Genomic DNA, 16,846 nt, shown 5'->3' with positions numbered 1-16,846 from the left:
TTTAGCAAGCTTTTGGGCAATCAGAACTTAACAGCTTATGAAATTATTCCCGGCTTAACAACCAGAACAGGTACATTTACAAGGTGTCGTACCGTATTAACTGTTGTGCCAAATATCAGGTCCTTTAAAGCGCGGTGCCCATGCGAGCCCATTACTATGAAATCGATATCGTCGCCGTTTACGATTTTGGCTATTGAGCTTGCTGCGCTGCCGTAACCTATTTGCGCTTTTGCTTTATACCCAAGTTTTATTAATGCATTAACGTAAATATCGAGGTTGTCCACATCGCTTTGCGTTTCATGGTCCATCACCTCGGTGCCATAATACCTTGCGCCTGCGGTTTCAACTATATGGATCAGCGTGTAATGTGCCCGTTTGCCGCCCTGCATTATAGCGTTCCTGATGCAATCGGTATCGTTTGTTGAAAAATCAATGGTTACGGCAATGTTATGGTAGGTAATAGGCTCTACGTTTTCGATAGTAGATGCCAGCCCGTGCGGTACCCTTGCCGGTTCATCATTATGTTTAAATAAAATGGGCCTTAAAAATACATACAACAACAATACACCAATTCCAACCACCAGGGGCGTTACAAGAATATAGATCCATGGTGCGGAAGATGGATACTGCGTTATCCAGTCGCCAATTTGCTGGTAAACCAATTTTGCATTTAAGCCTACAATTAAAACAGCACTTGCCCAGGCCAGTACCTTAACTTTTAAACTAATGGCAAATTTACCCATCCGTTTTTTGTTTGAGGTAAAGTGAATTAGCGGAATCACCGCAAAACCCAATTGCAGGCTCAATACTACTTGGCTTAATATAATGAGGCTGCCCAGTCCGCTTTCACCAAAGTAGATAATGGTAAAAACCGCAGGAACTATGGCCAATACCCGGGTTAAAAGGCGGCGCAGCCAGGGCTCAATACGCAGGTTAATATGCCCTTCCATAATTATCTGCCCGGCAAGTGTGCCGGTTATAGTTGAGCTTTGGCCAGAGGCTATTAATGCGATAGCGAACAGGGTAGGAGCTATGGCTCCGAAAATGTGTTCCAGTAGTTTATAGGCATCCTGAATTTCGGCAACCTTAAAGTACCCGTTTTTATAAAATGCCGCTGCTGCCAATATTAAAATGGCAGCATTTACAATAAATGCGAGATTTAAGGCAATTACCGTGTCAAAAAGGTTGAATTTAATGGATGATCTTATGCCTTCATCAGTCCTTGTGATCTGCCGGGTTTGTACCAGTGATGAATGCAGGTATAAGTTATGTGGCATTACCGTTGCGCCTATAATGCCGATGGCTATATATAAAGCGCTGCCACTCAGGTTGCCCGGGATAAATCCTTTTGCAACCCCGGCAAGATCCGGCCCTACTATAAACATCTCTATTAAAAAAGACACACCGATTATAAATATCATCGACATAATGAACGCTTCGAGCTTACGCATCCCTTTGTTCATTAAAAACAGCATCAATACCGTGTCTGTAATGGTAAGTGACACTCCCCATATAAGCGGCAGGTGAAACAAAAGTTGTAAGCCAATAGCCATGCCGATGATCTCGGCAAGGTCACAGGCAATAATTGCTATTTGAGCTAACAGGTAAAGGCAGAAATTTACAAAACGGGGATACGCGTTTTTTGAAGCTTGTGCAAGGTCCAATCCTCTAACAATGCCGAGGCGTGCACTTAACGATTGCAAGAGCAGCGCGATGAGGTTTGATGCGAACAAAACCCATATCAGCCGGTAGCCAAATGCACTGCCGCCTGCAATGTCCGTAGCCCAGTTTCCCGGGTCCATGTAACCAACACTTACCAGGTATGCCGGTCCCAAAAATGCAAGCACCCTTTTCCAGCCGGTTTTGCCTTCGGGATTTACGGAACTATGAACATTAGCTAAGGAATTGGCGGGTTTGTTACTCATAAGGTTATTAATAAATTATTCGCTACCTCGCGGCTTATTTGAACGGTTTGGTTTTCTAATTGCAACACCACTGAGCGATCAAACGCTATAATATCTTTAATAGTTATTTTCTTTCCAATGGTTAAACCCTGTTTTTCCAGGTATTGTAAAAAAGCTGATGAGTGCTCACGTACGCCGCAAATAACCCCGGTAACATCAACATCAATTGCGGAAACCGGTTTCAGGTCATGCAATTTAAATTTTCCGTCACAATCCGGAATCGGGTCGCCGTGCGGATCGTATTTTGGATAACCCATAAATTTATCCAGGCGATCAATCAACTCGGTGGAGGAGATATGTTCCATCTCTTCGGCCATTTCATGTACCTCGTCCCATTTAAAATCTAATTTTTCAACCAAAAAGAATTCCCAGAGGCGGTGCTTCCGGATAATATTCACAGCAATTTTCTCACCGGAAGCCGTAAGCGTAACACCTTGGTATGGGGTGTAATTAATGAGTTCCTTGTCGGCCAGCTTTTTAAGCATGTCCGTTACCGAGGAAGCCTTGGTATTCAGCAATGATGCGAGCTGGTTGGTGGCAACATTTTCTGCGTTCAGGGCCAGGTGATAGATAGATTTGAGGTAGTTTTCTTCGGCTAAAGTATTCATTTAAGCAAATCTAATTAAATATTTAGACAAATCTAAATTTTAATAAAAAAAGAATTTATTTCGGTTAAAGCTCTTTTTTGAGAAATTTTATTTCGCAGAATGATGAAAAGTATATATTTGCACTACTATGGCCGCTGAATTAGATAAAATAGACCTCCAGATATTAAAGATTTTACAAGAGAATGGAAGGATAACCAACCTTCAACTTTCGAATGAGATAGGGCTTTCACCTGCACCCACTTTAGAGCGGGTAAGAAAGCTTGAAAACGCAGAGTATATAAAGAGCTACCACGCCCTGGTTGATGAGGAGAAATTGGGACTTGGGATAAAAACATTCATCCAAATCTCACTTGATTTTCATCAAAAAAATACCATCCAGACATTTTTGGATGAGATTCAAAATATAAAGGAAGTTACCGAATGCCACCACGTAACGGGTCAGTGTGATTTTTTACTGAAAGTGTATGTACGCGACATTAAATCGTATGAGCAATTGATCATGGAAAAGATAAGTCGCATCACTGTGGTTAAAACTTTCCAAACCATGATGATCATGTCAACCAGCAAAAAAGAGCCGATTGTGCCGCTTGAATATTAATTGGATTTGAAGATTTGCCAATTTAACGATGAAATTAGTTTCCGTAATTTACAAATCTTCAAATCAACACATCTTCAAATCAATGTATCTGCCAGTCCACAGGCTTCTTCCCCTCTTTTATCAGTATTTCATTGGTTTTTGAAAAAGGCTTAGCGCCAAAAAAACCGCGATCAGCCGAAAATGGAGACGGGTGGGGCGATTTGATGATATGGTGTTTTTTCCCGTCTATCAGTTCGGCTTTAGCCTGTGCAAATGCGCCCCAAAGAATAAAGATAATACCTTCTTTTTCATCCGAGATTTTTTTTATCACTGTATCAGTAAATGTTTCCCAACCTCTTTTTTGGTGTGAGCCTGGTGTGCCCGACCGTACCGTAAGGCTTGCATTTAATAAAAGCACACCCTGTTTGGCCCATTCTGTTAAATCGCCGTGACTGGGTGTAATAAACCCAGGGATGTCAGTTGAAAGCTCTTTGTAAATATTTCTTAAAGAAGGCGGAATAGTGATCCCTTTTTGTACCGAAAACGACAGTCCGTGTGCCTGATTTTCACCGTGATAGGGATCCTGCCCTAATATTACTACCTTGATGTTGTCAAAAGGTGTTGTGTTAAAAGCATTAAAGATATCAGCGTTTTTAGGGAATATTTTGTGCCCTGCGTCCTTTTCTTCTTTCAGAAATTTACGCAGGCCGGTCATGTAAGGTTTATCAAATTCACCGCTTAACACTTGTAGCCATGATGGCTCTAATTCTACTGCCATAAATATTTATATTGATGTTGATTAAGCGTACAAATAAACGGATATTTGCATGCTAATTTATAGTATTACAAAAGATGTCAAATATAGTAAGGTTAATTATTGCCTGTGTAGTTTTAGGTGCAGCAGTTGCACTTTGTGGCTTTGGCTTTTGGGGCTGGGGCATACTGGTTTTGTTTTTAGGTGGTTTTGTGCTGTTGAGCTACTTTTTTAATGAGAACATGATCATTTCCCAATGGTTTTTGCGCAAGGAGAAATCCGAAAAAGCTGAGGAATGGTTATTGAAAATAACAGATTATGAAAAGCAGTTAAACAAAAGCCAGTGGGGCTATTATAACTTATTGATCGGCTTGGTTGAGTCACGCAAATCACCGTTAAAATCTGAAAAATATTTTAAGAAATCGCTTTCATTAGGCATGAAAATGTCGCATAATATTGCGCTGGCAAAATTAAGCCTTGCGGGTATTGCAATGGCCAAACGTAACAAGCCCGAAGCGCAAAGATATTTGCAGGAAGCATCTAAAGATGATAAGAACAAACTACTTACCGAGCAGATAAAAATGATGAAGGCCCAAATGGGCCAAATGGATAAGCAGGTGGTGAGAGGCGGTTATCGCCAGTTTTAAGTCGGATAAAAAAAATAGAATAAAAGGGACGCGCTCAACGCGTCCCTTTTATTTTTCTTCAATCGAGCTGTAGTAGTCGGGCTCAGTAGGGTGATATTGGTTAGGTGTTACATACCTGTCAGCAATAAATGAACTTTCATCAGTAGGATTAGCCACCTCTACCATTTTTAATAAGCTCCTGATAAACGACAAGTTAAAATTGCTTCTGTTTAGCTTTATCAGGTATTCGTTTTCTGTTATTTCTAATATTGAGTTTGTCATAAGTATTTTATTATGTGTTATTTACAATATTAAGCATCTGTAAATACACTAAAGTGTTATTGGTTTTATCATTTGGTTAACAAATTGTTATCAATTATGGCAAGAGAATGTTACGAATGCATTGAAATTCAGGCTGCTTAATTCTTTATATTTACCAGTCAATTTTTTAATAACCCGCCTTTTTTGAATTAACCTGTTATGAAATTCTTATTCCTGATTTTTGCGGCATTTTTTATTATTCCCGCAGCTAACGCCCAGCTATCGACCTCAAAATTATTCGGCGACCACATGGTGCTTCAACGAAATCACGATTTGCCGGTATGGGGTAAAAGCTCAAAAAAGGCGAAAATAAAAGTTAGTTTAAATGATCAGTCGGTTATTGTTAGGGCTGATGAACAGGGGCACTGGAAAGCTGTGCTGCATCCGATGGGGGAAGGAGGGCCCTATATCATGACGATTGCTTCAGGCAAGGAAATTATCACCTATTCGGATATTATGCTGGGTGAGGTTTGGATTTGCTCCGGACAATCAAATATGGAATTTCAGCTTAAAAATGCCTATGGCTATAAGGCTGAGCAAAAGGTTGCTGCCAACGTTGCCGTCAGGCAGTTTCATGTTCCGAATAGGGTAAGTCTGCTACCGTTAGCTGATCTTGCCGGAGGGCAATGGACTATTGCTGCTGCTAATACCATAGGCGATTTTACTGCTGTTGGCTATTTTTACGCCAAACAGTTGGCGCAAAACCTACATGTTACTGTGGGTTTGATTAATACCAGTTGGGGCGGCACAGAAGCTGAAGACTGGATCAGCCGGGAAGGAATGCTGACATCGCCTGAGTTGAAGGATCTTGTACCGTCGTTACCGCAAAGCGATTCGGAATTAACGGAAAGAACAGACAGGTTATTAAAAGCATGGGCCTACAATAAAAAACCGGTAGTTAATTATACCCCGGATGAACTGGCCGTCAAACCGGCTTATTTTTTTGAAAACTGGCAGCATGGAAATGTGCCCGGTTCGTGGGAATGGATGGGTAAGTTGTATTCTTACCGTGGGCAGGGATTTATGCAACGTACCATCAGCCTGGATAGCTCATACGCGGCAATGGCCTCAACTGTTGCGCTTGGGGTTACTGATGCAGATATGACCGTATATATTAATGGTAAGCGTATTAACAAAGATGTTTCAACAGCCGACGCCCGTTTCAGTGTGCCTCCCGGTACATGGAAAGGCGGTATGAACAGCCTGCTGGTTAATTTACAATCGGCACAGAAAAATCCTTCGTGGTTCGGACTAGGACTGAATGGCACCGGGGCCAATGATTTAAACGTGCGCTTTGCAGATACCTCGATTAACCTGGCCGACGGCAACTGGCGCGTAATGCCTGACTTTGGTAAACCTTATCATTTTGATTTTTTACCTAACAACAGTGCGTTTACTTTATATAACGGGATGGTTAACCCGCTGATACCTTTTGCAATTGCAGGGGTGATCTGGTACCAGGGTGAATCAAATGCAGACAGGGCTTATCAATACCGCACCGTATTCCCCTTACTGATTACTGACTGGCGTAATAAATGGAAGCAGCAATTCCCGTTTTTATTTGTACAGTTATCTTCCTTCGGGCCTTCCTATAGCAGTAATTTTGGCAGCAACTGGGCCGAACTGCGCGAAGCGCAGAACATGGCGCTGCAACTGCCAAATACGGGCATAGCGGTAACTACTGATATTGGTGATCCCTTCAATATCCACCCTAAAGACAAGGCAGATGTTGGTTATCGCCTTGCAACTTCATCATTAACAAATGTTTACCATTTACCCGGCTTTTTTCAAAGCCCGCTTTTTACAGCTGTTGATTTTGAAAATGGATATGCCATGGTGAATTTTTCGCATGCCGAAGGTGGACTAATGGCAAAGGATATTTATGGGTATGTGAAAGGATTTGAACTGGCGGGAGCCGATCGTAAATTTTATTATGCCCAGGCTATTATAACGAATGATAATAAAGTTAAAGTGTGGTGCAGCGCGGTACCTAACCCGGTGGCGGTACGTTACGGATGGACAAATTCACCCATTGATGCCAATCTTTTTAGCAAACAGGGCATGCCGGTAAGCCCTTTCAGATCAGATACCTGGGATGGCGTTACGGTAGGGCATAAGTTTGAATAGCCTGGAAATTGAAAAAGCGATTAGCAAAAAAGAAGCTGCTTTTTTGAAGCAGCTTCTTTTTTATATAATGTGTCCCGGTGTTATTTATACCGAAAAACTTTCTCCGCAGCCGCAGGTTCTGCTTGCGTTAGGGTTATGAAAATTAAATCCTTTGCCGTTTAATCCGTCAGAAAAATCAAGTTCAGTACCGGCAAGGTATAGGAATGATTTCATGTCGAGGGCAATACGAATATCGCGATCTTCAAAAAATTGATCTCCCTTTTTCATTTCGTTATCAAAATCAAGGTTGTATGATAAGCCTGAGCATCCACCCCCCTGAACAGATACCCTTAGAAAATACGAAGCATCCAGCCCCGAATCCTGCATCAGGTGATCTATTTTGCTTTTTGCTTTGTCAGTTATTGTTATCATTTTTTATTAAGATTCAAGAATCAGGAAAGCAGGAGTCAAGAAAAAATTAGTCTTGAATCCTGGCCATTTAATGCCTTGCTTCTGTTATTAGTGATGTACTTTTTCGCTTTCAATTGGTGCCATACCGTTTTTTACGCGGTAATCATTAATTGCTGCTTTAATAGCATCTTCCGCTAATACTGAGCAGTGAATTTTTACCGGTGGCAATGCTAATTCTTCAACAATGTCCATGTTGTCAATCTTCATGGCATCGTCAATGCTTTTGCCTTTAAGCCATTCTGTAGCTAATGATGATGATGCAATTGCCGAACCGCAGCCAAAAGTTTTAAATTTAGCATCGGTGATCATATTGTTGTCATCAACCTGGATCTGCAGGCGCATAACGTCGCCGCATTCAGGGGCACCAACCAAACCGGTACCTACTTTGTGGTTACTTTTGTCTAAAGTGCCCACATTGCGGGGGTTGGTGTAATGATCGATTACTTTTTCTGAATAAGCCATATCTTTAATTCGTTAATTTGAAAATTTGTCAATTTGAAGATATTACTCTTCGTTTATATTTTATTGTGATGGTGTATTAACTTTCAAATCTTAAAATCAATACATCATCAAATTATTTAGTGTTCAGCCCATTCAATTGAGTCAAGGTCAATTCCTTCTTTAAACATCTCCCAAAGCGGAGAAAGTTCGCGGAGGTGGGTAACTGCCTTTTTGGTTACTTCAACAGCATAATCCACTTCTTCGTCAGTAGTAAACCTGCCTAAGCCAAAGCGGATAGAGGAATGTGCCAGGTCATCTGATAGACCTAAGCTCTTTAGCACATAAGATGGTTCCAAAGAAGCTGAAGTACATGCTGATCCTGAAGATACAGCCAGATCTTTCATTGCCATCATTAAGCCTTCGCCTTCAACGTATTTGAATGAGATGTTGGCCACATGTGGCAGGCGGTGTTCTATATTACCGTTCACATAGCTTTCTTCCAGCTGGGTTAACTCTGCCTGTAACCTGTCCCGCATAATTGACAGGCGTTTTGCTTCGCTTTCCATTTCCAGTCCGCAAAGTTCACATGCTTTACCAAGACCAACTATGCCGGGTACATTTAATGTTCCTGAGCGCATGCCGCGTTCGTGGCCGCCACCGTCCATTTGGGCAGTAACTTTAACCCTTGGGCCTTTACGGCGCACATATAATGCACCCACGCCTTTAGGTCCGTATATTTTGTGTGCCGATAATGCCAACAGGTCAATTCCATCGCGGTTAACATCAACCGGGATTTTGCCAACTGCCTGTACTGCGTCTGTCATAAACAAAGCGCCGTATTTGTGGGCTATAGCTGAAATTTCTTTTATTGGCTGTATAACGCCAATTTCATTATTGCCATACATTACAGATACCAGGATGGTATCGTTGGTCATGGCTTGTTCAAGTACTTCAAGGTCTAATATGCCGTCTTCCTTAACAGGCAGATAGGTAACACGGCCACCCAGTTTTTCAACGTGTTTACAGGCGTCAAGCACGGCTTTATGCTCTGTAACCGTGGTTATAATGTGGTTGCCTTTTTCTTTGTACATCTCAAACACACCTTTAATAGCAAGGTTGTCTGACTCAGTAGCACCTGATGTAAAAATAATTTCCTTATCGCTGGCACCAATTAATTTAGCAACCTGCTCGCGGGCGTAATCAACACCTTCTTCAGCTACCCAGCCAAACGGATGGTTCCGGCTTGCAGCATTACCAAATTTTTCATTAAAATAAGGCAACATGGCTTCAAGTACCCGTGGGTCCATTGGAGTAGTAGCGTTATTATCCAAATATATCGGAAGATTCATAGTCTTAAATATTAACAATACAAATGTAGGCAACATTTATTTAAAATCATTAAAAATAAGGCTTAAAATACCCTAACACAACCAATAATTTACAATATTTGGACATGAACAAGATAGAGCATATTGGAATTGCTGTGAACAACCTGCAAAGTGCCGGCGACATTTATGAGAAATTGCTCAACTCACCTGTTTATAAAATAGAGGAGATACTCTCTGAAGGTGTAAAAACAGCTTTTTTAAAAGTTGGCACTAATAAAATTGAGTTACTGGAAGCTTCAAATACGGAGAGCCCTATAGCCAAATTTATAGCTAAAAAAGGGGAGGGGATCCATCATATTGCGTTTGAGGTTGACGATATCAGGGCCGAAATGATGCGTTTAAAGCAGGAAGGATTCGTGTTGTTGAATGAGGAGCCAAAGCAGGGGGCAGATAATAAATTGGTGTGTTTTGTACACCCAAAAAGTGCGAATGGGGTACTGGTAGAGTTGTGCCAGGAGGTGAAATAAGGAGTCTGCACAGAAGTGCCGGAACTCCTATCTTAGAAGATTTTTGCGACTGCCGGGATCGCAGATTATTAAATAACGTGAATTTGATATAAATGTTAATGAAACATGTTTATTATCAGATACTTACATGTTTTTATTCCTTGATAAAAAGCAAATGGACTGATAATCAGCATGTTTCACTGCGTTCCGGGTGTTCCGAATGAAAAAATGGAACGCGCATCGACTTGAACACACAATTTACCTCATCTAAAACTACGTCTGCATGCCGTTGTAGCGAGGTTTAGTTGTTACGCCTCCTTTTGCTTATGTCGAACTAACGTTAAATAATAAAAATAGAATCAGGCAAATCCCGATATCTGTTTAATCCCGGCTCCAGATACCCTTTTGAACAACAATCATCCAAAAATAACGTATATACAGGTGTAAGTCGTTTTGAACGAATTAAACAAATTAAATTATCATGGCTGTTGTCGGCCTTTCAGTTGAAACGGATAATTTGGGAATGAGGAAAAGGAATTATACGATGCGCGGAATAACAGCGATAATGGCCATGGCATTATTTACGATGTGTGCCAAAAAAACTGCTGGAGTTGAAACGGGAAAACCGGCCGGCGATACAACAATTGTCATCAATCCCACAAATCCCACCGATCCTATAATTGATTGTACTTACACGGTACCTGCATCGCAATGGCAGGTTGACGGCGCTAAAATAGCTGCCGGGTCTGTTTTATGTATTCCTGCCGGAAAAAGAGGTGCGTTACTGTTGAAAAATCTTAAAGGTACCGCCGACAAACCAATTATTATTATAAATAAAGGTGGGCAGGTGACTTTTACCGCTGCTGCCAGCGCCGGTTACACGTTTAAAACACAAAATTGCCAGTACTTTAAAATAATGGGTAATGGTGCTCCCGGCATAAAGTATGGGTTGGTGGTAAATGGCGGTAACATTGGCATGACGATGGATGACCTTAGTTCGGATTTCGAAATTCAAAATATTGAAGTACGAAATAGTGGGTTTGCAGGTATCATGGCAAAAACAGATCCTACCTGCGATGTTACAACACAACGCGGCCATTTCACTATGAAAAATGTTTTTCTGCACGACAATTATGTACATAAAACCGGTGGCGAAGGCTTTTACGTAGGGAATTCCTTCTATAAAGATGGGGTGTCCGTGGCTTGTGGCAACGTTTTGCCCCACGATGTGGTGAATGCCAGGATCTACAATAACATTACCGATTCTACCGGTTGCGAGGGCATCCAGGTTGGCAGCGCTGTTTCCGGATGCGAGATTTACGGCAACACCGTTAAATCACCGGGGAGGACGCCTTTTGCCAGTGGTCAGAACAATGGGATTCAAATAGGCGAGGGTACGGGCGGAAAATGCTACAACAATCTTATTAAGAACGCACCCGGCAACGGCATTATAGTGCTGGGGCTCGGCGATAACCTGGTGTTTAATAACTATATCCTCAATTCGGGGGATAACGGCATTTTTGCAGATTCAAGATATACGCCCGGTCCTGGTTTTAGGTTCATAAACAATACCATCGTTGCCCCGGCGTCAGACGGTATTAAATTAGATTCCGAAACCATCCCGATGAATACCGTTATTAATAATGTGATCATAAATCCGGGGTCAGGCACCGCGGTGTTTAAAAAGAGCAGCATCGTTAAGGTAACAGTATCATACAATTACACTAATAAGGACATTAATACCTGCAGATTTATCGACTATCCTAACGGCGACTTTCATTTACAATCCTCATCCCCGCTTATCAATGCCGGGGCTGATGTGTCATCGTATGGGGTAGTTTTTGACTTTTATAATAGTACACGCCCATCGGGTAATGGTTTTGATATTGGGGCGACGGAATTTAAATAAGCTGTTGATTTGGGTTGCCTCTGACCACTATTTTAAAATACCTTTTTCATATTAAATAATTATTACTACATTTGCACCTCTTTTATAAGGAAGTTATAACACAATGAAAAAAGATCTGCACCCATCAAACTATAGGTTAGTTGTATTTAAGGATATGTCGAACGAATATTCTTTTATAACCAAATCATGCATCGATAGCCGCGAAACCATAAAATGGGAAGATGGCAATGAGTATCCGCTGATTAAATTAGAAATTTCTCATACTTCACACCCTTTTTATACTGGTAAAATGAAACTGGTTGATACTGCAGGGCGTATTGATAAATTCCGTACCCGTTACAACAAAAAGTAATTTTGTTTTTTCTATAAAATATTTGCAAGTCTCCCGGTACATCGGGGGACTTTTTTTATTTTTGCACCATGGCAATTATCTTATTCGACGATAACGCACATCAAACGCTTCTACCCTTAACTTTTACCCGCCCTGTTGCCAACCTGCGCATCGGCATCCTTACTATTGCCGAAAAGTGGGCCAAATACTTAAAACAGGATACTTCTTATTTTACCCAACCCTGGCTGCAGGGCAAGTTTCCGGTAAAAATTGAGCAGAATAACATCTTTATTTTTGGTGGTGTTTGCCCGGATGAACAATTGCTCGAAGCCATTGACCGCCTGCAAAATGGTGAGGCTTTAAAATATGGAGATCAACTGCTTGCCGTTAAATTAAATGCTGTTGACGCAGCCGGTTTCGATCCGCGTAATGATTTTTCATCTGTCACTGTTTTAGATAATACCCCGGTGATTATCAGATTTCCGGAGGATATTTTCAGAAAGAACGATATAGAACTCCGCAAGGATTATAAATTACTTACCAACGGGCGCAGCAGCGCTTCAATTGGTGCTACTAATATTATAATAGGCGACGATTTTTTTGCTGAAGAAGGAGCCATTGCCGATTGCTCAACCTTTAATACCACAAATGGCCCCATTTACCTGGCCGCTAATACCGAGGTTTGGGAAGGTACCCATATTCGTGGAGCTTTTGCCATTTGCGAGCATTCGCAGGTTAAGATGGGGGCCAAGATCTACGGCGCAACAACCGTGGGCCCTTATTCAAGGGTTGGCGGCGAATTGAATAACGCGGTTATCTGGGGTTATTCATCAAAAGGCCACGAAGGGTATCTTGGGAATGCCGTAATGGGCGAGTGGTGCAATATCGGCGCCGATTCCAATAACTCCAACCTTAAAAATAACTATGATGATGTGAAGCTGTGGGATTATACCGCACAACGCTTTAGAAAAACAGGACTGCAGTTTTGCGGCCTCATCATGGCTGATCATGCCAAATGCGCCATCAACACCATGTTTAACACGGGTACGGTGGTAGGTGTAAGTGCCAATGTTTTTGGCGCAGGCTTCCCGCGGAATTTTGTTCCTGATTTTTCATGGGGCGGTGCGCAGGGTTATGAAGTTTATTCCATCAAAAAAATGTTTGATACCGCCGAAAAGGTTTTTGCCCGCCGGGATCACCGCGAATTTGATGATAATGAAAAGCACATATTAAAAACCGTATTTGAACTAACTGAAGAATTCAGAAGGTTTTAGGTAAGATTTGGAAGGTTTATAGTGGGTGTAAAATAATTTCAGCCACTGTACACCTAAAACCACATCAACCTTTACAACCACCACAACAAAAAACAAACCAACATAATAATACAATCATGAGAAAAAAAATTGTTGCCGGAAACTGGAAAATGAACCTCGACTATAACGAAGGTTTAAGCTTGTTTTCTGAAATAATAAACATGTTTAAAGACGAGGCTACCGGTAAACAACAGGCCGTTATTTGCAGCCCTTTTATTCACTTGCACAGCATAGCGCAACTGGCAAAAGGCTATAGCAACATAGCTGTGGGTGCGCAGAACGCACACCAGGCTGAATCAGGCGCATATACAGGCGAGATTTCGGCAAAAATGGTAAAGTCTGTTGGTGCTGCTTATGTTATTTTGGGGCACTCGGAGCGCCGCCAGTATTTTGGCGAAAGCAATGAACTGCTGGCAAAAAAGACGGATACCGCTTTAAAGAACGACCTAACCCCAATTTTCTGTATAGGCGAAACTTTACAGGAAAGAGAAGCTAACCAGCATTTCGATATCATCAAAAGCCAGTTAGTTGAAGGAGTATTTCACCTGGGCGAAACGGAGTTTTCTAAATTAGTAATTGCTTATGAGCCGGTTTGGGCCATAGGGACCGGCGTAACTGCATCATCAGCGCAGGCGCAGGAGATCCACGCATTTATTCGTAAAGAGATTGCGGCAAAATACAATCAGCAGGTGGCTGACAGCACAACCATTTTATACGGTGGCAGCTGCAACCCCAAAAACGCGCCTGAGCTTTTTGAACAGCCCGATATTGACGGCGGTTTAATTGGCGGTGCATCGCTTAAATCACGCGACTTTATTGATATTGTGAAAGTATTTAATTGAGTTAGAAAAATTAGAGGCGAAAGATCAGAGATTAGTAAGTATTGAATGTAAGCTAATCTCTGGTCTCTGCCACCCTCTAATCACCATCCCCAAGCATGAAAAAGCTACTAAAAGTAATCCTGCCGCCTTTTATCGGCTTTTTTATCTTTTTTACGGGGGTACGGTACAGCTCTGTTTACTTTCAGTTAAAAATTGACGAAATGGGGTTGGGTAACCTAAAAAGTTTCATGGCTTTTTATCGTTATACTTTACCGCTGCTTTTTGTGATAGCTCTGCTAACCCAGGTGTTAATAATTGTACCCGTGTGGCGGGGAATGTTGGCTAAAACGGTGGCCGACAAAATAAACATCATCCTTGATCTTTGTTTTATTTGCCTGTTATTTGCGCTGGGCATAGGTTATGCCATTTGGGACCCTCAGGCTGGTATACATAACCTGGCGAAACTGGTTGGTTTTATGCTGGCTGTACAATTAGCATACTGGTTAATTAACCTTGTGATTCTTTTGCTGCTTGAAGAAAAACCTGAAAAGCATGAAAGCCAGGAAGTCGCCGAAACAGAATAGCGCGCTCCAGTTGCCTTTTGGTAATTTCAAATCTTATATCTGATCAAAAATGAACTATTACGAATTGCTTTTTACTACCATAACTACCGAAGACTATCAACAGGACCTTTTGATAAACGCTTTGGGCGAAATTGGTTTTGATACTTTTGAAGAGCTTGATTTTGGTTTTAAGGCGTATATTCCTGTTGATGATTTTAACCGGGAACTGCTGGATGAGATGCTACTGTCTTACCGTGACTTGTTTGCTTTTAGTTATGAAGTAACGCTGATCCCGCAAAAGAACTGGAACGAGGTTTGGGAGAGCAATTTTGAACCGATAGAAATTGGCAATCAAATTTTTGTGCGGGCTACCTTTCATCAGCCAAAGTCCCAATTTCCTTATGAGATAGTTATCGACCCTAAAATGGCCTTCGGTACAGGGCACCATCAAACCACGGCTATGATGCTGGAACTTGTACTTGAAAATGAGTTTGCCGGCAAAAAAGTGCTGGACATGGGCTGCGGAACCGGTATTTTGGCTATCATGGCTTCAAAATTAGGTGCTGCGGAAATTACCGCTATTGACTACGACCCAATTTGCTATGCAAGCACCATTGAAAACGCCCAGCTAAATCATATAGAAAATATCACTGCACTTTGCGGCTCGAAAGAAGTTGTCCCGGAGGAAAGTTTTGATATTATTTTAGCCAATATTAACCGCAATATTCTTATTGACCAGATGGAGCGCTACAGCCAGGTGTTGAAAACCGATGGTGAAATATATTTCAGCGGATTCTATGAAGCCCCAGACCTTGACATCATTACCGAAGAGGCCCGCAAATATGGACTGAAGTACATCAGCCATAAAAAAAATAAAGACTGGGTAGCTGCGAAATTTGTAAAATAGATATTGAAATTTAACTGTAAGTATAAGTAATATTTAAATAGACTGCGGGATAGTAATCTGCAGGCTATTTTGCTTTTATAAAGCCTTAAATCGTAATATAAAACCGCTGGATGGTGCACCGATGCGTTTCCGATATTCATTAAATAGCTAATTCGCTGAAATACTTTTTGTTTAAATAATATCGCCGTTAAATTTATACCGTTTAACCTTAAATTCTGCTGTGATTTTTATATTTTTAGGAAGATAATATGTGATGTACCTGACGAAGTATTTAATTGCGGGCGGTAACTTTGTTTTAACTTTTAGACCCAAATGGTCAAAAGTATAATATTAAATTCTTAGTAATGAAAACATATCTTGTTCCAATTGATTTTTCGGAAACCGCGGCTCATGCCGCTGAATTTGCTGCTGCCTTAAGCCACCAAACTGAGGTTGAGCATATCGTTTTGCTTAATGCATATTATGTATCCGTTTATGAAACAATGCTGCCCAATCCGGATATGGTGTTGGTAACGGAAGAAGAAGTTGAACGTAACGCTGCTGAAAGACAAAAAAAACTGGAAGATTTTAAACAAGAACTGCAAAAGAAAGTAAGGCCTGGTGTGCAAATAAGCACCCGTTTAAATCGCACACATTTGGTACGTGCTGTTGTTGAGAATATTGCCAGTAAAAAAGCAGGCCTGGTGATTATAGGAAGCAGGGGAAATAGCAGTAACGATGACGCTAAGATAGGCAGCCACGTAGCAGATATTTCAAAAATAAGCAGTGTTCCGGTAATTGTAGTGCCTCCCGCCTGCGCCATTGAGCAAATAAAAAGAGTTGTTGTGGCTTGCGATTTTAATAAAGTTACGTACGTGGGGCCACTGGAGCCGTTGCTGGCACTACTTAAACGAAGAGCATTTGAGCCGCTCGTAGTTAATATTTCCAATAGGGGAGCTAACAAGGATGCGGAAAAAATAGCGAAGCAAACGGTACTATATGAGGCGCTTATGCCTTATTATCCTAAGTATTATTTCATTGAAAATTCAGATATTATTAATGGAATATTGCTTTTTGCCAAGAAAAGTGACGCTCAAATAGTGATAGCACTCCCACATAAATATAGTTTCCTGCAGTCGTTGTTACATACTAGTGTTTCAAAGCAATTGCTGGAGAGTTCAGCGGTTCCTGTTTTATTATTAAAATAAATTACGAAGCAATAAATTTAATAATTAAATGCGTATCTTAGGTATAATAATAATTGTCAATATATAAGATTTTTTAGTGCAATAATGTATCTTCACAGCGAAATAAAATATTA

18 protein-coding genes are annotated in these 16,846 nt (G+C 41.2%); 11 read left to right on the top strand and 7 right to left on the bottom strand.

Annotated features, from left to right (window positions below; all coding sequences use genetic code 11):
• Nucleotides 1-35: 35 nt before the first annotated feature.
• Both MuYL_RS16025 and MuYL_RS16020 read right to left on the bottom strand, forming a co-directional pair.
• Nucleotides 36-1,925 carry an Nramp family divalent metal transporter gene (locus MuYL_RS16025; RefSeq protein ID WP_094571523.1) on the bottom strand — a complete coding sequence of 630 codons (1,890 nt, stop codon included), beginning with the start codon at nucleotides 1,923-1,925 and terminating at the stop codon, nucleotides 36-38.
• Nucleotides 1,922-2,572 carry a metal-dependent transcriptional regulator gene (locus MuYL_RS16020; protein ID WP_094571522.1) on the bottom strand — a complete coding sequence of 217 codons (651 nt, stop codon included), beginning with the start codon at nucleotides 2,570-2,572 and terminating at the stop codon, nucleotides 1,922-1,924. The genes MuYL_RS16025 and MuYL_RS16020 overlap by 4 nt, the downstream gene beginning before the upstream one ends.
• 127 nt (nucleotides 2,573-2,699) lie before the next feature.
• On the opposite strand from MuYL_RS16020, the gene MuYL_RS16015 reads away from it, so the two are divergent.
• Nucleotides 2,700-3,170 carry an Lrp/AsnC family transcriptional regulator gene (locus MuYL_RS16015; RefSeq protein ID WP_067059219.1) on the top strand — a complete coding sequence of 157 codons (471 nt, stop codon included), beginning with the start codon at nucleotides 2,700-2,702 and terminating at the stop codon, nucleotides 3,168-3,170.
• Between the two features lie 79 nt (nucleotides 3,171-3,249).
• Here the strand turns inward: MuYL_RS16015 and ung are convergent, their stop codons facing one another.
• The gene (gene ung / locus MuYL_RS16010) at nucleotides 3,250-3,927 is read right to left on the bottom strand and encodes a uracil-DNA glycosylase (RefSeq protein ID WP_094571521.1); all 678 of its coding nucleotides are present in this window, start codon (nucleotides 3,925-3,927) and stop codon (nucleotides 3,250-3,252) included.
• A 74-nt stretch (nucleotides 3,928-4,001) separates the two neighbouring features.
• Here ung and MuYL_RS16005 point away from each other — a divergent pair, with 74 nt between their 5' ends.
• Nucleotides 4,002-4,550, top strand: a complete 549-nt coding sequence (locus tag MuYL_RS16005) for a hypothetical protein (protein WP_094571520.1) — start codon at nucleotides 4,002-4,004, stop codon at nucleotides 4,548-4,550.
• 48 nt (nucleotides 4,551-4,598) lie between these two features.
• Here MuYL_RS16005 and MuYL_RS16000 read toward each other — a convergent pair whose 3' ends face one another.
• Nucleotides 4,599-4,811 carry a hypothetical protein gene (locus tag MuYL_RS16000; RefSeq protein ID WP_094571519.1) on the bottom strand — a complete coding sequence of 71 codons (213 nt, stop codon included), beginning with the start codon at nucleotides 4,809-4,811 and terminating at the stop codon, nucleotides 4,599-4,601.
• Nucleotides 4,812-5,009: 198 nt separating this feature from the next.
• Between MuYL_RS16000 and MuYL_RS15995 the strand changes: the two genes are divergently transcribed.
• Nucleotides 5,010-6,977, top strand: coding sequence for a sialate O-acetylesterase (locus MuYL_RS15995; protein ID WP_094571518.1), 1,968 nt, complete (start codon nucleotides 5,010-5,012; stop codon nucleotides 6,975-6,977).
• Between the two features lie 84 nt (nucleotides 6,978-7,061).
• Here MuYL_RS15995 and MuYL_RS15990 read toward each other — a convergent pair whose 3' ends face one another.
• The 3 genes from MuYL_RS15990 to MuYL_RS15980 form a co-directional block, all read right to left on the bottom strand.
• On the bottom strand, nucleotides 7,062-7,388 hold the full coding sequence (locus tag MuYL_RS15990; RefSeq protein WP_094571517.1) for a HesB/IscA family protein: 327 nt from the start codon (nucleotides 7,386-7,388) through the stop codon (nucleotides 7,062-7,064).
• Between the two features lie 87 nt (nucleotides 7,389-7,475).
• Entirely contained in the window at nucleotides 7,476-7,889 is a 414-nt protein-coding gene (gene iscU / locus MuYL_RS15985; RefSeq protein WP_073401315.1) for a Fe-S cluster assembly scaffold IscU, read from the bottom strand.
• Between the two features lie 116 nt (nucleotides 7,890-8,005).
• Nucleotides 8,006-9,217, bottom strand: a complete 1,212-nt coding sequence (locus MuYL_RS15980) for an IscS subfamily cysteine desulfurase (protein WP_094571516.1) — start codon at nucleotides 9,215-9,217, stop codon at nucleotides 8,006-8,008.
• Between the two features lie 104 nt (nucleotides 9,218-9,321).
• Between MuYL_RS15980 and mce the strand changes: the two genes are divergently transcribed.
• The 8 genes from mce (at nucleotide 9,322) to MuYL_RS15940 (ending at nucleotide 16,733) form a co-directional block, all read left to right on the top strand.
• Entirely contained in the window at nucleotides 9,322-9,723 is a 402-nt protein-coding gene (gene mce, locus MuYL_RS15975) for a methylmalonyl-CoA epimerase (RefSeq protein ID WP_094571515.1), read from the top strand.
• 460 nt (nucleotides 9,724-10,183) lie between these two features.
• The gene (locus MuYL_RS15970) at nucleotides 10,184-11,611 is read left to right on the top strand and encodes a right-handed parallel beta-helix repeat-containing protein (protein WP_094571514.1); all 1,428 of its coding nucleotides are present in this window, start codon (nucleotides 10,184-10,186) and stop codon (nucleotides 11,609-11,611) included.
• Nucleotides 11,612-11,714: 103 nt separating this feature from the next.
• A complete protein-coding gene (locus MuYL_RS15965; protein WP_073401307.1) occupies nucleotides 11,715-11,963 on the top strand; it encodes a type B 50S ribosomal protein L31 in 249 nt (82 codons plus the stop codon).
• A gap of 68 nt (nucleotides 11,964-12,031) precedes the next feature.
• Nucleotides 12,032-13,216 carry a putative sugar nucleotidyl transferase gene (locus MuYL_RS15960; RefSeq protein ID WP_094571513.1) on the top strand — a complete coding sequence of 395 codons (1,185 nt, stop codon included), beginning with the start codon at nucleotides 12,032-12,034 and terminating at the stop codon, nucleotides 13,214-13,216.
• Nucleotides 13,217-13,332: 116 nt separating this feature from the next.
• A complete protein-coding gene (gene tpiA / locus MuYL_RS15955) occupies nucleotides 13,333-14,097 on the top strand; it encodes a triose-phosphate isomerase (protein WP_094571512.1) in 765 nt (254 codons plus the stop codon).
• Between the two features lie 95 nt (nucleotides 14,098-14,192).
• The gene (locus MuYL_RS15950) at nucleotides 14,193-14,660 is read left to right on the top strand and encodes a hypothetical protein (protein ID WP_094571511.1); all 468 of its coding nucleotides are present in this window, start codon (nucleotides 14,193-14,195) and stop codon (nucleotides 14,658-14,660) included.
• 49 nt (nucleotides 14,661-14,709) lie between these two features.
• On the top strand, nucleotides 14,710-15,546 hold the full coding sequence (gene prmA, locus MuYL_RS15945) for a 50S ribosomal protein L11 methyltransferase (protein WP_094571510.1): 837 nt from the start codon (nucleotides 14,710-14,712) through the stop codon (nucleotides 15,544-15,546).
• Between the two features lie 344 nt (nucleotides 15,547-15,890).
• Nucleotides 15,891-16,733: a universal stress protein gene (locus MuYL_RS15940; protein WP_094571509.1), complete on the top strand. Its 843-nt coding sequence runs from the start codon at nucleotides 15,891-15,893 to the stop codon at nucleotides 16,731-16,733.
• Nucleotides 16,734-16,846: the final 113 nt, after the last annotated feature.

Source organism: Mucilaginibacter xinganensis (assembly GCF_002257585.1).
GTDB classification, from domain to species: domain Bacteria; phylum Bacteroidota; class Bacteroidia; order Sphingobacteriales; family Sphingobacteriaceae; genus Mucilaginibacter; species Mucilaginibacter xinganensis.
Note: the sequence above shows the minus strand (reverse complement) of the source record. Positions and strands in the feature narration are given on the sequence as shown.

What these genes read in the sequence shown, in the direction of transcription:
- MuYL_RS16025 (WP_094571523.1), bottom strand. Translation starts at nt 1,925, where the DNA reads ATGAGTAACAAACCCGCCAATTCCTTAGCTAATGTTCATAGTTCCGTA.
- MuYL_RS16020 (WP_094571522.1), bottom strand. Translation starts at nt 2,572, where the DNA reads ATGAATACTTTAGCCGAAGAAAACTACCTCAAATCTATCTATCACCTG.
- MuYL_RS16015 (WP_067059219.1), top strand. Translation starts at nt 2,700, where the DNA reads ATGGCCGCTGAATTAGATAAAATAGACCTCCAGATATTAAAGATTTTA.
- ung (WP_094571521.1), bottom strand. Translation starts at nt 3,927, where the DNA reads ATGGCAGTAGAATTAGAGCCATCATGGCTACAAGTGTTAAGCGGTGAA.
- MuYL_RS16005 (WP_094571520.1), top strand. Translation starts at nt 4,002, where the DNA reads ATGTCAAATATAGTAAGGTTAATTATTGCCTGTGTAGTTTTAGGTGCA.
- MuYL_RS16000 (WP_094571519.1), bottom strand. Translation starts at nt 4,811, where the DNA reads ATGACAAACTCAATATTAGAAATAACAGAAAACGAATACCTGATAAAG.
- MuYL_RS15995 (WP_094571518.1), top strand. Translation starts at nt 5,010, where the DNA reads ATGAAATTCTTATTCCTGATTTTTGCGGCATTTTTTATTATTCCCGCA.
- MuYL_RS15990 (WP_094571517.1), bottom strand. Translation starts at nt 7,388, where the DNA reads ATGATAACAATAACTGACAAAGCAAAAAGCAAAATAGATCACCTGATG.
- iscU (WP_073401315.1), bottom strand. Translation starts at nt 7,889, where the DNA reads ATGGCTTATTCAGAAAAAGTAATCGATCATTACACCAACCCCCGCAAT.
- MuYL_RS15980 (WP_094571516.1), bottom strand. Translation starts at nt 9,217, where the DNA reads ATGAATCTTCCGATATATTTGGATAATAACGCTACTACTCCAATGGAC.
- mce (WP_094571515.1), top strand. Translation starts at nt 9,322, where the DNA reads ATGAACAAGATAGAGCATATTGGAATTGCTGTGAACAACCTGCAAAGT.
- MuYL_RS15970 (WP_094571514.1), top strand. Translation starts at nt 10,184, where the DNA reads ATGGCTGTTGTCGGCCTTTCAGTTGAAACGGATAATTTGGGAATGAGG.
- MuYL_RS15965 (WP_073401307.1), top strand. Translation starts at nt 11,715, where the DNA reads ATGAAAAAAGATCTGCACCCATCAAACTATAGGTTAGTTGTATTTAAG.
- MuYL_RS15960 (WP_094571513.1), top strand. Translation starts at nt 12,032, where the DNA reads ATGGCAATTATCTTATTCGACGATAACGCACATCAAACGCTTCTACCC.
- tpiA (WP_094571512.1), top strand. Translation starts at nt 13,333, where the DNA reads ATGAGAAAAAAAATTGTTGCCGGAAACTGGAAAATGAACCTCGACTAT.
- MuYL_RS15950 (WP_094571511.1), top strand. Translation starts at nt 14,193, where the DNA reads ATGAAAAAGCTACTAAAAGTAATCCTGCCGCCTTTTATCGGCTTTTTT.
- prmA (WP_094571510.1), top strand. Translation starts at nt 14,710, where the DNA reads ATGAACTATTACGAATTGCTTTTTACTACCATAACTACCGAAGACTAT.
- MuYL_RS15940 (WP_094571509.1), top strand. Translation starts at nt 15,891, where the DNA reads ATGAAAACATATCTTGTTCCAATTGATTTTTCGGAAACCGCGGCTCAT.